Raw genomic sequence first — 13374 nt, 5'->3', positions numbered from 1 at the left:
CGGGAGAGCGCCCGCATGCTCGACAACGAGCCCACTGACGGGGCTATGAGCCTTGACGGTGACACGACAACGGAAGAACGCGGCCAGGCTGGGGGAGAGGTGGTTTCCTCCGGTCCGTCCGGCGTGTCCACGACCCCGCGCCGCCGGTCGGCGAGCCGCCCGGCCGGGCCCCCGCCCGAGCCGGACGACCTGCCGCCGCCGGTGACCACGGTGGCCGCGGCCGGCAAGCCGAAGGCTGCCGAGAGCACCCCGCCGAAGGCCGCAGAAAGCACTGCGCCGACGGCTGAAGAGCCCGCCGGGACCCCCGCGCAGGAGGAGCCGGTCGCGAAGGAACGGCCCAAGCGGGTCACCCGCCGCCGTACCAAGACCGCCGAGGAGCCGGTCGCCGAGACTCCGCCGACGGAGACGGCGGAGACGGTGGAGACGGTGGCGGCCGCGGCGGAGACGCCTGTGGCGGAGACGGCGCCGGCGGCGGACGACGAGCCGGCCGCGCCCACTCGGCATCGCCGGACCCGCAAGAGGACCGACGAGACCGAGCCGTCCCCGCAGCCGGAGCAGGCGGAGAAGACGACGCAGGTCGTTCAGGCCGAGGCGCCCGCCGCCCCGAAGCGCCGCCGTCGCGTCCGGGCAGAAGAGCCGGAGCCGGAACGATCCAGGGCGATGAGCGCCGCCGAGGCGGAGGTCGCCGCCGCGCTGCGGCTCAACCTCCCCGACGAGGAACCGCTGGACGACGAGCCTCTCGACATCGAGGACGTCGACCTGGAAGACCTCGACACCGAGGAGGACGGCGGGCGGCCGGACGTGGTGGCCGACCCCTTCGGTCTGTCCGCGCGGCAGCCGTCCGTGCCCTCGGTGACCTTCCAGGCGCCGTCGGCGCTGTTCCAGCCGCTCTTCCAGGCCCCTGATCCGTTCGCGGTGCCCGCGCAGAGGCCCGCGTCGCCCGCGCCCGAGCCGGTGGCGGCCGAGGACGACGAGGCGGAGGAGCCGGAGGAGACCGCCGAGTCCGGCGAGGACGAGTCCGAGGCCGAGGGCGGCAGCCGCAGGCGGCGCCGCCGCAGGGGCGGACGCGGACGCGGCGCCCGTGCCAGGGACGCCGAGGACGGCGAGGAGCAGGAGGGCGAGGGCGAGGAGCCGCAGTCCGCGTCGGCGGAGGAGGACGACCGCGAGCAGGCGGAGGACGACTCCGAGGGCCAGACCGGCACCAGGCGCCGGCGCCGCCGCCGTCGCCGGGGCACCGAGGAGGCCGAGCTGGCCCCCGACGACCCGCCGAACACCGTCGTCCGGATCCGGGCGCCCCGCGCCACCAGGTCCACCTCGGTGGACGAGGTCCAGGGCGTACGGGGATCGACCCGGCTGGAGGCCAAGAAGCAGCGCCGCCGTGAGGGACGCGAGCTGGGCCGCCGCCGTCCCCCGATCATCACCGAGTCGGAGTTCCTGGCCCGGCGCGAGTCGGTCGAGCGGATCATGGTCGTGCGCCGCCAGGGCGGCCGCACCCAGATCGCGGTGCTCGAGGACGGCATCCTCGTCGAGCACTACGTCGACAGGGAGTCCAGCCAGTCGTACGTCGGCAACGTCTACCTCGGCAAGGTCCAGAACGTGCTGCCCTCGATGGAGGCGGCGTTCGTGGACATCGGCAAGGGCCGCAACGCCGTGCTGTACGCCGGCGAGGTGAACTTCGACACCGCGGGGCTGGAGGGTCAGCCCAAGCGGATCGAGGCGGCGCTGAAGTCCGGGCAGTCGGTGCTCGTCCAGGTCACCAAGGACCCGATCGGCCACAAGGGCGCCAGGCTGACCTCGCAGATCAGCCTCCCCGGCCGCTACCTGGTCTACGTGCCAGACGGCTCGATGACCGGGATCAGCCGCAAGCTGCCCGACAAGGAGCGGACCCGGCTCAAGCAGATCCTCCGCAAGGTCATGCCGGAGAACGCGGGCGTCATCGTGCGCACCGCCGCGGAGGGCGCCTCGGAGGAGGAGCTCAGCCGCGACGTCGCCCGGCTGTCGGCCCAGTGGGAGAACATCCAGCGCAAGGCCAAGTCGGCCAGCCCGCCGGAACTGCTGTCCGGCGAGCCCGACCTGACCATCCGGGTGGTCCGCGACGTCTTCAACGAGGACTTCAGCTCCCTGGTCGTCGAGGGCGACGAGGCGTGGACGACGGTGGACGAGTACGTCCGCTACGTCGCCCCGCACCTGGCCGAGCGGCTGTCGAAGTGGGAGGAGGGGACCGACGTGTTCTCCGCCTACCGCATCGACGAGCAGATCGCCAAGGCGATGGAGCGCAAGGTGTGGCTGCCGTCCGGCGGTTCCCTGGTGATCGACCGGACCGAGGCGATGACGGTCGTCGACGTCAACACCGGCAAGTTCACCGGGCAGGGCGGCAACCTCGAGGAGACCGTCACCCGCAACAATCTGGAGGCGGCCGAGGAGATCGTCCGCCAGCTCAGGCTGCGGGACATCGGCGGCATCATCGTGATCGACTTCATCGACATGGTCTTGGAGAGCAACCGTGACCTGGTGCTCCGGCGGCTGCTGGAGTGCCTGGCGCGGGACCGGACCAAGCACCAGGTGGCCGAGGTCACCTCGCTGGGTCTGGTGCAGATGACGCGCAAGCGGGTCGGCCAAGGCCTGCTGGAGGCGTTCTCCACGCCGTGCGACTGCTGCCACGGGCGCGGGATCATCGTGTCGACCGAACCGGTCGAGGCGAAGCCCGAGCCGCGCGGCACGCAGGGCAAGATGGCCATCGAGAAGGCCGTGGCCGAGAAGCTGGCGACGAGCGAGGGCTCCGTCGCCGCGGCGTCGGGCTCGGTGCGCGAGAGCGTCACCGACGCCATCGACGCCGAACCCACCACCCCCGACGAGGGTGACGGCTCCGCGTCGTCTTCCCGGGGACGGCGACGTTCCCGCAGGAAGACGGCGGAGTAACGACTTCGTCACCCGGCGGTCCGCTCGGTTCGACCTGGGTACCGGATATCCGGTACCCTAGTCAACCGGTGCGCCTGGTGTCGGCGTGCCTGGCTTCGCGCGCCTGCCCGGATCGCCGGTCGTGTTATCGACAGCAGCTGGATGCGGGGCGCGGCATCTCAGCATTTAGCCAGTAGAAGGGTTCCGCGGTGTACGCGATCGTTCGTTGCGGCGGCAGGCAGCAGAAGGTCTCCGTCGGGGACGTCCTCGAGGTGGACAAGGTCGCCGGAGAGGTTGGCTCCTCGGTGTCGCTGCCGGCGGTGCTCGTCGTCAACGACGGCGATGTCACCACCGACGCCGCCACGCTTTCCCGGTTCCAGGTGACCGCCGAGATCCTCGGCGAGACCAAGGGGCCGAAGATCCGGATTCTGAAGTACAAGAACAAGACCGGATACAAGAAGCGCCAGGGTCACCGCCAGCGGTACACCCAGGTCAAGGTCACCGGCATCAACCCCGGACAGTAGTTTCCCGGGGGACGACCCCCGCTTACCCCCGAAAGGGAGTGAATCATGGCACACAAGAAGGGCGCCTCGTCCACCCGGAACGGCCGTGACTCGAACGCTCAGCGCCTCGGTGTGAAGCGTTTCGGCGGTCAGCTGGTGAACGCCGGCGAGATCATCGTCCGTCAGCGTGGCACGCACTTCCACCCCGGCGACAACGTCGGCCGTGGTGGCGACGACACGCTGTTCGCCCTGGCCGCCGGCCGGGTGCAGTTCGGCACCAAGCGCGGTCGCCGCGCGGTGAGCATCGTCCCGGCCGCGGAGTAGATCCGCCCCGGACACCAACAAGCAGCGCGATGAGGCGGATCGAGCATTCGGTCCGCCTCATTCGTTTTTCCATACAGCACTGAGGGGGAGCGGCTGATGGCCGACTTCGTGGACCACGTCGTCCTGCACATCAAGGCGGGTGACGGGGGCAACGGCTGCGCCTCCATCCACCGGGAGAAGTTCAAGCCGCTGGGCGGGCCCGACGGCGGCAACGGCGGACGCGGCGGCGACGTCATCCTGGAGGTGGATCCCAACACCGCCACCCTGCTGGAGTACCACCACCGGCCGCACCGCCGGGCGGGCAACGGCAAGCAGGGCATGGGCTCCAACCGGGACGGCGCCAACGGTGAGGACGTCGTCCTGCCGGTGCCCAACGGCACGGTCGTGAAGGACGCCAGGACCGGCGAGGTGCTGGTCGACCTGGTCGGCGCCGGCACCCGCTACGTCGCCGCGCAGGGCGGCTTCGGCGGCCTCGGCAACGCCGCGCTGGCCAACGCCAAGCGCAAGGCCCCCGGTTTCGCGCTGCTCGGCGAGCCGGGCGACGAGGCCGAGATCGTGCTCGAACTCAAGACCGTCGCCGACGTCGCGCTGGTCGGGTTCCCCAACGCGGGCAAGTCGTCCCTGATCGCGGCGCTCTCCGCGGCCCGCCCCAAGATCGCCGACTATCCGTTCACGACGCTCATCCCGAACCTCGGCGTGGTGACGGCGGGCGAGACGGTTTTCACGGTCGCCGACGTGCCGGGGCTCATCCCGGGGGCGTCCGAGGGCCGGGGGCTCGGTCACGAGTTCCTCCGGCACGTCGAGCGCTGCTCGACGATCGTGCACGTGCTCGACTGCGCGACGATCGAGCCGGGGCGCGACCCGGTCACCGACTACGAGGTGATCGAGGCCGAGCTCGCGGCGTACGGGTCGCTGCAGGACCGGCCGCGGCTGGTCGCGCTGAACAAGGTGGACGTCCCCGACGGCCGGGACCTGGCCGACATCGTCACGCCCATGCTGGAGGAGCGCGGCCTGCGCGTCTTCGAGATCTCCGCGGCCAGCCACGAGGGCCTGCGGCCCCTGGCGTACGCGATGGCGGAGATGGTGGCGGCGGCGCGGGCGCAGGCCCCGGTGGAGGAGCCCACGCGGCTGGTCATCCGGCCCAGGCAGCTCGGCGAGACCGGGTTCGCCGTACGCCGGATCGACGAGAACCGCTTCCAGGTGACCGGCGAGAAGCCCGAGCGGTGGATCCGCCAGACCGACTTCTCCAACGACGAGGCCGTCGGCTACCTGGCCGACCGGCTCGAACGGCTCGGCGTCGAGGAGGAGCTGATCAAGGCCGGTGCGGCGGCCGGCGCCGAGGTGATCATCGGTCCGATGGAGGGCGGCTACGTCTTCGACTGGCAGCCGTCGCAGGGCACGGAGGCGACCATGGGCCCGCGTGGCACCGACGCGAGGCTCGGCTGATCGGGGGGCCGGAGTGGGAGATGGCGTGACAGGCAGGGAGCGGATCCGCGAGGCCGCGCGGCTGGTGGTCAAGGTGGGGTCGTCGTCGCTGACGACACCCCGGGCACGATCGACGTCGACCGGGTGGACGCGCTGGTGGACGTGCTGGCGGCCCGGCGCACGGCCGGCACGCAGATCGTGCTCGTGTCGTCCGGCGCGATCGCCGCCGGGCTCGGGCCGTTAGGGCTGCGCGCCCGGCCGAAGGACCTGGCCACCCAGCAGGCGGCCGCCTCGGTCGGGCAGGGCGTGCTGGTCGCCCGCTACACCTCGTCCTTCGCCAGGTATGGCCTGCGCGTGGGGCAGGTGCTGCTGACGGCCGACGACATGATGCGCCGCTCCCACCACCGCAACGCCCAGCGGACGCTGGCCCGGCTGCTCGAGCTCGGCATCGTTCCCGTGGTCAACGAGAACGACACGGTGGCGACCGACGAGATCCGGTTCGGCGACAACGACCGGCTCGCGGCGCTGGTGGCCCATCTCACCCACGCCGACGGCATGGTGCTGCTCTCGGACGTCGACGCGTTGTACGACGGCGACCCGCGCAGGGACGGCGCCCGGCGGATCGCCGAGGTCCGGGGGCCCGAGGACCTGGAGGGCGTCGAGCTGGGCACCTCAGGCCGGGTCGGCACCGGCGGCATGATCACCAAGGTGGAGGCGGCCCGCATCGCCACCGGCGCGGGCGTCCCGGTCGTGCTCACCGCGGCGGCGCACGCGGCGCAGGCGCTCGCCGGGGCCGACATCGGCACCTGCTTCCACCCCGGGGGCCGTCACCCCGGCACCCGGCTGCTGTGGCTGGCCCACGCGACGACCGGCCGCGGCCGCCTGCACCTGGACGCGGGCGCGGTCGAGGCCGTGGTCGACCGGCGCAAGTCCCTGCTGCCCGCGGGCGTCGTGAAGGTCGAGGGCGACTTCGCCGCGGGCGACCCGGTCGACCTGTGCGCGCCGTCGGGCGCCGTCGTCGCCCGCGGTCTGGTCAACTATGACGCGGGGGAGGTCCCCGACCTGCTCGGCCGCTCCACCCGGGAGCTGGCCAGCACACTCGGCCCGGAGTACGAGCGCGAGCTGATCCACCGGGACGACATCGTGATATTGGAGCCTGTTCACCACCACAAGTGACGGAGCGCGAGGCAATGTCTGAGGCAGAGGAATTTCTGAAGGTCGCGCGGGCGGCGAGGGACGCCGCGACGGTGCTCGCGCCGATGCCGCGCGCGCCGAAGGACGCGGCGCTGCGTGCCGTGGCCGACGCGCTGGAGGCGGCCACGGACGAGATCGTCGCGGCCAACGCCGTGGACGTGGAGCGGGCCAGGGAGAACGGCACCTCCGAGGCGATGATCGACCGGCTGCGGCTCGACGCCGGCCGGATCGCGAAGATCGCGGCGGCCGTCCGCCAGGTGGCCGACCTGCCGGACCCGGTCGGCGAGGTCGTGCGCGGCAGCACGCTGCCCAACGGCCTGGAGCTGCGTCAGGTGCGGGTGCCCCTCGGCGTCATCGGCATCATCTACGAGGCCGGCCCAACGTGACCGTGGACGCGGCCGCGCTGTGCCTCAAGAGCGGCAACGGCGTGCTGCTGCGCGGCTCGTCCAGCGCGTACTCCTCCAACACGGCGCTCGTGCGGGTCATGCAGGAGGCGCTGGCGGCGACCGAGGTGCCCGCGGACGCCGTTCAGCTCGTGCCGGGCCAGACCCGCGAGTCGGTCAAGCACCTGATGCGCGCCCGCGGGCTGGTGGACGTGCTGATCCCGCGCGGCGGCGCCTCGCTGATCAACAGCGTGGTCGAGGAGTCGACCGTGCCGGTGATCGAGACCGGCGTGGGCAACTGCCACGTGTACGTGGACGCCGACGCCGACATCGACATCGCCCTGAAGATCCTGGTGAACGCCAAGGCGCAGCGGCCCTCGGTGTGCAACGCGGCCGAGACGCTCCTCGTGCACGCCGCCATCGCCGACGAGTTCGTCCCCAGGGCGCTGACGGCGCTGAAGGACGCGGGCGTGACCGTCCACGGGGACGAGCGGGTGCGGGCCTACGGCGCCGACGTCGTGGCCGCCACCGAGGAGGACTTCACCACCGAGTACCTCTCGCTCGACATCGCCGCCGCCGTCGTCGACTCGCTGGACGACGCGGTCGCGCACATCCGCACGTACGGCTCCGCCCACACCGACGCCATCGTGACCCGCTCCCAGCAGGCCGCCCGCAGGTTCGTGGCGACCGTGGACTCGGCGGCGGTCGCGGTGAACGCCTCGACCCGCTTCACCGACGGCGGGGAGTTCGGCTTCGGGGCGGAGATCGGCATCTCCACCCAGAAGCTGCACGCCCGGGGCCCGATGGGGCTTCCGGAGCTGACCTCCACCAAGTGGATCTACACGGGCGAGGGCCACGTACGGGCCTGACCGTCAGACGCGGGTGAGCACGGGACGCGAGCCGAGGCCCGCGTCCCTGGCCCGCAGGGCCGCGTCCACCCGGCTGGGCGCGGCCAGCTTCGTCAGCACGTTGCTCACGTGGTTGCGCACGGTCTTCGTGGCCAGGCACAGCTCGCGGGCGATCTCGGCGTTGGACCTGCCGTCGGCCAGCCGCTCAAGGATCTCGTGCTCCCGCTGGGTCAGGCCGGGAAACGGGCTGCGGACCTGCGGCGTGGTGAGACGGTCGAGGAGCCGGGGCGCCACCCCGCCGCCGAAGACCACCTGCCCGAGCGCCACGGACCTGACCGCCGCCGCGATCTCCGCGGGCCCCGATCCCTTCAGCAGGTAGCCGTGCGCGCCGGCGCGCAGCGCGCTCAGGAAGCCCGCCTCGCCGTCGTCGGCGCCCAGGGCGAGCACCCGTACGGCGGGGCAGCGGCGGCGTAGGGAGCCGAGGGCGCCCAGCATCGCCAGGTCGGCGAGTAGCACCTGCGGCGACAGCCGTACGCACAGGCGCAGGGCGTCGAGGTCGTCGCAGGCGGTGCCGACGACGGAGAGGCCGGCCGCCTGCGCGGCTTCCTGTTGCAGGGCGAACCGGATCCCCTCGACGAACAGCGGGTGATCGTCGGCGACCACGATGGTGATCGCGCCGGAGGAGTCAGTCATCGTCATCTGTCTTCGTCTCGCCGGTGTGAGCGCGGGCCGGCGGTCCGGCCGGCGCCGTCGATGAACAGACTGCCGGGGCGCTCTTGTGGGCCGGTTGGCATCGGCTTGTACGCGAGCAGGAACGGCGCGCCTCCCCCTATTCGGGCGCCCGGGCCGCTATGGTTGGCGCTCCTATGGCTGGACGTCTCGGGCGGGTCGGCCCCTACGCGCTCCTTGAGCGGCTGGGCCGGGGTGGCATGGGTGAGGTGTACCTCGCCGTCGGCCGCCGGAGCGACCGCGTCGCGGTGAAGATGCTCCGCGACCCCATCGAGAACGACCCCGACGCCCGATTACGCCTCGAACGCGAGGTGCGGGCGCTGCGCCGGGTCGAGAGCCCGTACGTCGCCCAGGTGCTCGACGCCGACCTGTCCGGCGACCGGCCGTACCTCGTCATGGAGTACATCGAGGGGGAGAACCTCCTCGACGCCGTACGGCGCCGCGGGCCGTTGCCGGAGTCCCGGCTCATCGCGCTGGCGCAGGGCCTCGCGTCGGCGTTGGCGATCATCCACGCGGCGGGGGTCGTGCATCGCGACGTCAAACCGGCCAACGTCCTGCTGGGCGAGGACGGGCCGGTGCTGATCGACTTCGGCATCGCGCAGGTGCTCGACGCGACGCGGGTCACGATGACCGGCACGTTCCTCGGCACGCCCGGCTACTGCGCCCCCGAGGTCTTCGCCGACGAGACCGTGGGAGAGCCCGCCGACGTGCACGGCTGGGCCGCCACGGTGGCGTTCGCCGCCACCGGACGGCCGACCTTCGGCCGGGGCACCGCCCAGTCGCAGATGTACGCGGTGCTGAACGGCAAGGCCGACCTGGTGGGGGTGCCTGCCGCCCTGCTGCCGCTCGTCCGCGCCGCCCTGCACCGCGACCCCGCCCGCCGCCCGACCGCCGCGTTGCTGGCCGACCGCCTGTCCCGGCTCGCTCGGGCCGGCCGGGGAGTCCTCCCGCGCGCCGGGTGAGCGTCCGCCGCCGAGACCACCACGCGTACGACCGCGGAGGCGGCCCGGGCGCGAGTGGCGGCCGACGCCAAGCCGGTGGCCAGGAAGGCCGCCAAGACGGAGGAGAAGCCGGTCAGGAAGGGCGCCGAGACCACGGCGCGGGAACCGGTGAAGGCGGCCGAGCGGGCCGCCCGGCGCGGCGGCCCCGGCTCCGCCACACGTCCCCGGCGGGAGAGGGCGGGCACCACGGCCCTCGCCGCCGCGCCGGAGGGGGCGGAAGGGGCGCTCGGCATCCCGACCGGGAACGCCGCCCTGGTCCTGGTCGCACTGCTCGCCGTTCCGTGCGTGGTGGCGTCGGTGGTCTACCCGCTCGCCACCTTCGTGATCACGGCGGCCCTCGCGGTGGTGATCAGAGCCGTGTGGACCAGCCACTGGCTCGTGCGCGGCCGCAAACCCGGCCGCGCCCGCGCCTGCCTGCGGGCGCTGTCGTTCCCGCTCACGCTGGCCGGCTCGCTGCTGTCGGCCGTCGCGTGGCCGGGTTGCCCGCCGCCGCGGCGCGTTCGCGGCGCTGTGGGTGGGCGCCGGGGCACGCCTGGAGCCCGAGTGGTGGTCTCAACCGGTGCCCGTCACGATCGCCGGCGTCGCATTCGGCGTCGTCAGCGGTGCGATCATCGGCCGGGAGATCGAGCGCGCGGGCGCGGCCATCCCCGGCCTGCGGCGGGAGGGCCTGCGCGCGCTTGCCGTTCTGGGCGGCTTCGTCGCGCTCTGCGCCGCAGCCGTCCGCGCCGTGGCCTTCTTCTTCTAGCGGTCCTGCCGGGCCGGCCTGGTGCCGCGGCTCAGTTCTCGCGGCGGGCGAAACGGTTGAAGATGCGCTCGCCGGCGTTGACCGCGCCCTCGGCGACGTCGCGCAGCACGCCGATGAACGGGTCCTGCGACTGCGCCCAGGACTCGCGGTAGGAGTTGGCCGCCGCCTTGATCTCTTCGGTGAGGCTGGCGTTGGCGTCGTCCTCGCGGCGGGGGTAGGTGCCGGCGATGATCCGGTCGTACTCTCCGCCGCGACGCCAGCGGTCGAGTTCGGCGACGCGGGTGACCGCGAACGGGTGGGTCGTGCCGAGCATGTTGAGGACCTTGAGCAGGCCGTCGCGCACGTCGCCCGCGGTGTCGTACTCCCTGGCCTGGTCGAGGAACGCCTCGATGTTCATCTCGTGCAGGCGGGAGCCGCCGGCGAGCTTCATGAGCGCCCGCAGCGCGGCGTCGGGGTCCTGTCCGGCGAGCAGGCCGCCGCGGTCGGCGGACATCTCCGCCTTGCGCTGCCATTCCTCCAGGGCGGCGACGATGACCCGCAGGCCGATGTAGCCGAGCGGGATCCATGCCACCCGGGTGGCCAGGCGGGTCAGGATCTCGAGCATCGTGCCGTAGACGGCGTGGCCCGACAGGATGTGCGAGGTCTCGTGACCGATGACGAAGCGCAGCTCCTCGTCGTCCATGAGGTCGAGCAGCCCCGTCGAGACGATGATGAACGGCTCGTCGAAACCGATCGCCATCGCGTACGCCTTCGGGTCCTGCTGCACGTAGATCTCGGGGATCCGGTGCAGGTCGAGGATGTAGGCGCTGTCGCGGCCCATGTCGTGCAGGGCGCGGAACTGGGTGTCGGTCGTGCGCACCGCGGAGGCCAGGAACATCAGGCGGAGCCTGCGCTCGCTGAACAGGCCGGACGTGCGCTTGAGCACCGCGTCGAATCCGGAGAGCGAACGCATCGCGACCAGCGCGGAACGGTCGGCGGGGTGTTCGTAGGCTCGCGAGCTGATGCCGGGCAGCTGCACGCGATTGCGATCGGGAGTGGTCATGTTCCGCATGCTATGTCTCACGGGCCGGACGCGCGCGGACCCCGCGGGGAGCCCCGGCCGTCACCGGAGGGCCGGTTTCCGGTGTGGTCCGGTAGGGGCGTTATCGTCCGTTCCATGCGTAACGGGACGGCGATCCGGCGACTGGGCGTGATGGGCGGGACCTTCGACCCCATCCACCACGGCCACCTGGTGGCGGCCAGCGAGGTGGCCCACCACTTCAATCTGGACGAGGTGGTGTTCGTCCCGACCGGCCGGCCATGGCAGAAGGCCGAGCAGAACGTGTCCTCCTCCGAGGACCGCTACCTGATGACGGTGATCGCCACCGCGTCGAACCCCCGCTTCTCGGTCAGCCGCGTGGACATCGACCGTCCGGGCCCCACGTACACGATCGACACGCTGCGTGACATCGGCGCGGCGTACGGCCCGGACGTGGAGCTGTACTTCATCACCGGCGCCGACGCGCTCGCGCAGATCCTGAGCTGGCGCGACGCCGACGAGCTGTTCACCATCGCGCACTTCGTCGGCTGCACCCGGCCCGGTCACACGCTCCAGGACCCCGGCCTGCCAGCGGGTAAGGTCAGCCTGATCGAGATCCCGGCGCTGGCGATCTCCTCCTCCGAGTGCCGCGACCGCGTGGCCGCCGGGGAGCCCATCTGGTATCTGGTCCCCGACGGCATCGTGCAGTACATCAACAAGCGCGGCCTCTACCGCGACCCCGCCGACTGAAGTCCGTACGCCACGGCGAGCGCGCCGGCGATCGCCGCCGCGTACAGCACCGGACGGTAGGAGGCCAGGGCGAGGAGCCCGGCGCCGAGCGCCATCCCCACAGCGGTCGGGACGAACAGCACGGTGTTGGCGGTCGCGGACACCGTGGCCAGCAGGTCGCGGGGCGCGATCCGCTGTACGGCGGTGAAGGCGGCGACCAGCACCCAGGGCAGCCCCAGCCCCGACAGCAGGCTCGCCGCCATCACGACGGGCTCCCAGGGGGCGGCGCGCAGGGCCACCGAGGCGGCGAAGAGGAGCCCTCCGGTGACGGACAGCCGCGCCTCGCCGGCCCGGCGCAGCAACGGCCCCGCGATCAGGCCGCCGAGGACGGTGCCGCCGCCCTGGATCGCGGACAGCACGCCGGTGAAGCCCGGCTCGCGGTGCAGGCCGTGGTCGACCACGGCGAAGACGACCGCCCCGTTGACGCCGGAGACCAGCATCAGCGCCGCCCCGGACAGCACGAGGCGGCGCAGGAGCGGGTCGTGGAACAGGAAGCGCGCCCCCTCCGCCGTCCGGGCCGCCCAGCCACGCGCCGCGGGGGCGCGCCGGGCGGATGCGGCAGGCAGGCGCGAGTGTGCCGAGCAGCCAGGCGCCGGCGGCGAAGGTGGCCGCGTCGAGCGCGACCACCGCGTCGCCGCCCGCGGCGGCGAAGAGCCCGGCGCCCAGCAGGGGTGCGGCGAGGCGGGTGCCCTCCGACGCGCTCATACGCAGCCCGTTGACCTCGGCCAGCAGCGTCTCCGGCACGGCCGCGGGCAGGACGGCCGCCTCCGCCGCGTCGAGCACGACGAAGCTCACGCCGTAGAGCAGGAGCACCGCGAACAGCAGCCAGACCTGCGCGGGGGAGCGGACCAGGAAGAGCAGGCAGAGCACCGCGCCCATCACGACGTTGGTCCAGACGAGCACGGGCCGTGGGCCGAGGACGTCGGCCACCGCGCCGAGCACGGGCCCGGCCGCCGTCGGCGCCCAGAAGCAGAAGGAGGCGAGGCCGGCGAGGCTGTCGGAGCCGGTCAGCGACTTCACCCAGATGCCCGCGACCAGGGACATGGCCATGGTGCCGAAACCGGAGACCACTACGGCGCTCAGATAACGGCGGGCGTTGCGGTCGGCGAGAGCGGCTTTCATGCCGGGGATCATCGCGGCAGCCGACCCCCAAGTCAATGCTTGGGGGTTGTGATGGTGTTTACTTTCCGCCATGGCGGAGGCGGATCCCAGGCTCAGGGCGCTCGCGCATCCGGTGCGGCTGCGCATGCTCTCGCTGATGTGGGGCGCGCCCATGTCGGCGGCCGAGCTGTCCCGTGAGCTGGGCATCTCGCATGCCCTCGCCAGCCACCACCTGCGCTGCCTGGACGAGGCCGGGCTGGCCGAGCTGGCCGGCGTACGGGTCCGGCGCGGCGGCCGGGAGCGCCGTTACCGGGCGGCGGGAGGGACGCCGCTGACCGAACGCGGGACGGCTTCCCGCTGCTCGCCGAGGCGCTGGCGCGGTGCTGCGGCGAGCGGGCCGGGCGCGGCGCGCGGGA

12 protein-coding genes and 3 pseudogenes are annotated in these 13374 nt (G+C 72.8%); 10 read left to right on the top strand and 5 right to left on the bottom strand.

Going from position 1 to position 13374, the window contains the following annotated elements; all coding sequences use genetic code 11:
• Window positions 1-15: 15 nt before the first annotated feature.
• The 6 genes and pseudogenes from B1L11_RS37720 to B1L11_RS37695 all read left to right on the top strand — a co-directional run bounded on the left by B1L11_RS37720 (window position 16) and on the right by B1L11_RS37695 (window position 7596).
• Window positions 16-2919, top strand: a complete 2904-nt coding sequence (locus B1L11_RS37720; protein ID WP_079320040.1) for a ribonuclease E/G — start codon at window positions 16-18, stop codon at window positions 2917-2919.
• A 188-nt stretch (window positions 2920-3107) separates the two neighbouring features.
• Entirely contained in the window at window positions 3108-3422 is a 315-nt protein-coding gene (gene rplU, locus B1L11_RS37715) for a 50S ribosomal protein L21 (RefSeq protein WP_030505848.1), read from the top strand.
• A gap of 45 nt (window positions 3423-3467) precedes the next feature.
• On the top strand, window positions 3468-3725 hold the full coding sequence (rpmA, locus tag B1L11_RS37710) for a 50S ribosomal protein L27 (RefSeq protein ID WP_079320039.1): 258 nt from the start codon (window positions 3468-3470) through the stop codon (window positions 3723-3725).
• Between the two features lie 96 nt (window positions 3726-3821).
• The gene (gene obgE / locus B1L11_RS37705; RefSeq protein ID WP_079320038.1) at window positions 3822-5171 is read left to right on the top strand and encodes a GTPase ObgE; all 1350 of its coding nucleotides are present in this window, start codon (window positions 3822-3824) and stop codon (window positions 5169-5171) included.
• 64 nt (window positions 5172-5235) lie between these two features.
• Window positions 5236-6326 (top strand): annotated as a pseudogene (gene proB / locus B1L11_RS37700) (glutamate 5-kinase).
• Window positions 6327-6340: 14 nt separating this feature from the next.
• Window positions 6341-7596 (top strand): annotated as a pseudogene (locus B1L11_RS37695) (glutamate-5-semialdehyde dehydrogenase).
• A gap of 3 nt (window positions 7597-7599) precedes the next feature.
• Here the strand turns inward: B1L11_RS37695 and B1L11_RS37690 are convergent.
• The gene (locus tag B1L11_RS37690; RefSeq protein WP_079320037.1) at window positions 7600-8274 is read right to left on the bottom strand and encodes a response regulator transcription factor; all 675 of its coding nucleotides are present in this window, start codon (window positions 8272-8274) and stop codon (window positions 7600-7602) included.
• A gap of 167 nt (window positions 8275-8441) precedes the next feature.
• On the opposite strand from B1L11_RS37690, the gene B1L11_RS52975 reads away from it, so the two are divergent.
• Window positions 8442-9266 (top strand): serine/threonine-protein kinase, encoded by an 825-nt coding sequence (locus B1L11_RS52975; protein WP_256863236.1) that lies wholly within the window; start codon window positions 8442-8444, stop codon window positions 9264-9266.
• Window positions 9267-9607: 341 nt separating this feature from the next.
• Here B1L11_RS52975 and B1L11_RS52970 read toward each other — a convergent pair whose 3' ends face one another.
• Window positions 9608-9745 (bottom strand): hypothetical protein, encoded by a 138-nt coding sequence (locus tag B1L11_RS52970; protein WP_256863235.1) that lies wholly within the window; start codon window positions 9743-9745, stop codon window positions 9608-9610.
• A gap of 119 nt (window positions 9746-9864) precedes the next feature.
• Between B1L11_RS52970 and B1L11_RS52965 the strand changes: the two genes are divergently transcribed.
• Complete coding sequence (locus B1L11_RS52965) at window positions 9865-10050, top strand: hypothetical protein (RefSeq protein WP_256863234.1); 186 nt, start codon at window positions 9865-9867, stop codon at window positions 10048-10050.
• Between the two features lie 31 nt (window positions 10051-10081).
• Here B1L11_RS52965 and B1L11_RS37680 read toward each other — a convergent pair whose 3' ends face one another.
• Window positions 10082-11092 (bottom strand): M48 family metallopeptidase, encoded by a 1011-nt coding sequence (locus B1L11_RS37680; protein WP_372974764.1) that lies wholly within the window; start codon window positions 11090-11092, stop codon window positions 10082-10084.
• A gap of 114 nt (window positions 11093-11206) precedes the next feature.
• Here B1L11_RS37680 and nadD point away from each other — a divergent pair, with 114 nt between their 5' ends.
• A complete protein-coding gene (nadD, locus tag B1L11_RS37675) occupies window positions 11207-11818 on the top strand; it encodes a nicotinate-nucleotide adenylyltransferase (protein ID WP_179155509.1) in 612 nt (203 codons plus the stop codon).
• Here nadD and B1L11_RS49005 read toward each other — a convergent pair.
• Both B1L11_RS49005 and B1L11_RS55525 read right to left on the bottom strand, forming a co-directional pair.
• Window positions 11797-12318, bottom strand: coding sequence for an MFS transporter (locus tag B1L11_RS49005; protein ID WP_218671551.1), 522 nt, complete (start codon window positions 12316-12318; stop codon window positions 11797-11799). The two genes, nadD and B1L11_RS49005, sit on opposite strands and share 22 nt — an antisense overlap.
• Window positions 12319-12481: 163 nt before the next feature.
• Window positions 12482-12901 (bottom strand): annotated as a pseudogene (locus B1L11_RS55525) (MFS transporter); the annotation flags it as partial.
• A gap of 148 nt (window positions 12902-13049) precedes the next feature.
• On the opposite strand from B1L11_RS55525, the gene B1L11_RS37665 reads away from it, so the two are divergent.
• The coding region (locus B1L11_RS37665) for a winged helix-turn-helix domain-containing protein (RefSeq protein ID WP_143737835.1) at window positions 13050-13374 on the top strand (325 nt) is incomplete at its 3' end.

Origin of the sequence: Microbispora sp. GKU 823 (assembly GCF_002027145.1) — a bacterium.
In the GTDB taxonomy this organism is placed as follows: Bacteria; Actinomycetota; Actinomycetes; order Streptosporangiales; family Streptosporangiaceae; genus Microbispora; species Microbispora siamensis.
The sequence above is the reverse complement of the archived record's forward strand: the minus strand, read 5'-3'. Positions and strand labels throughout refer to the sequence as shown.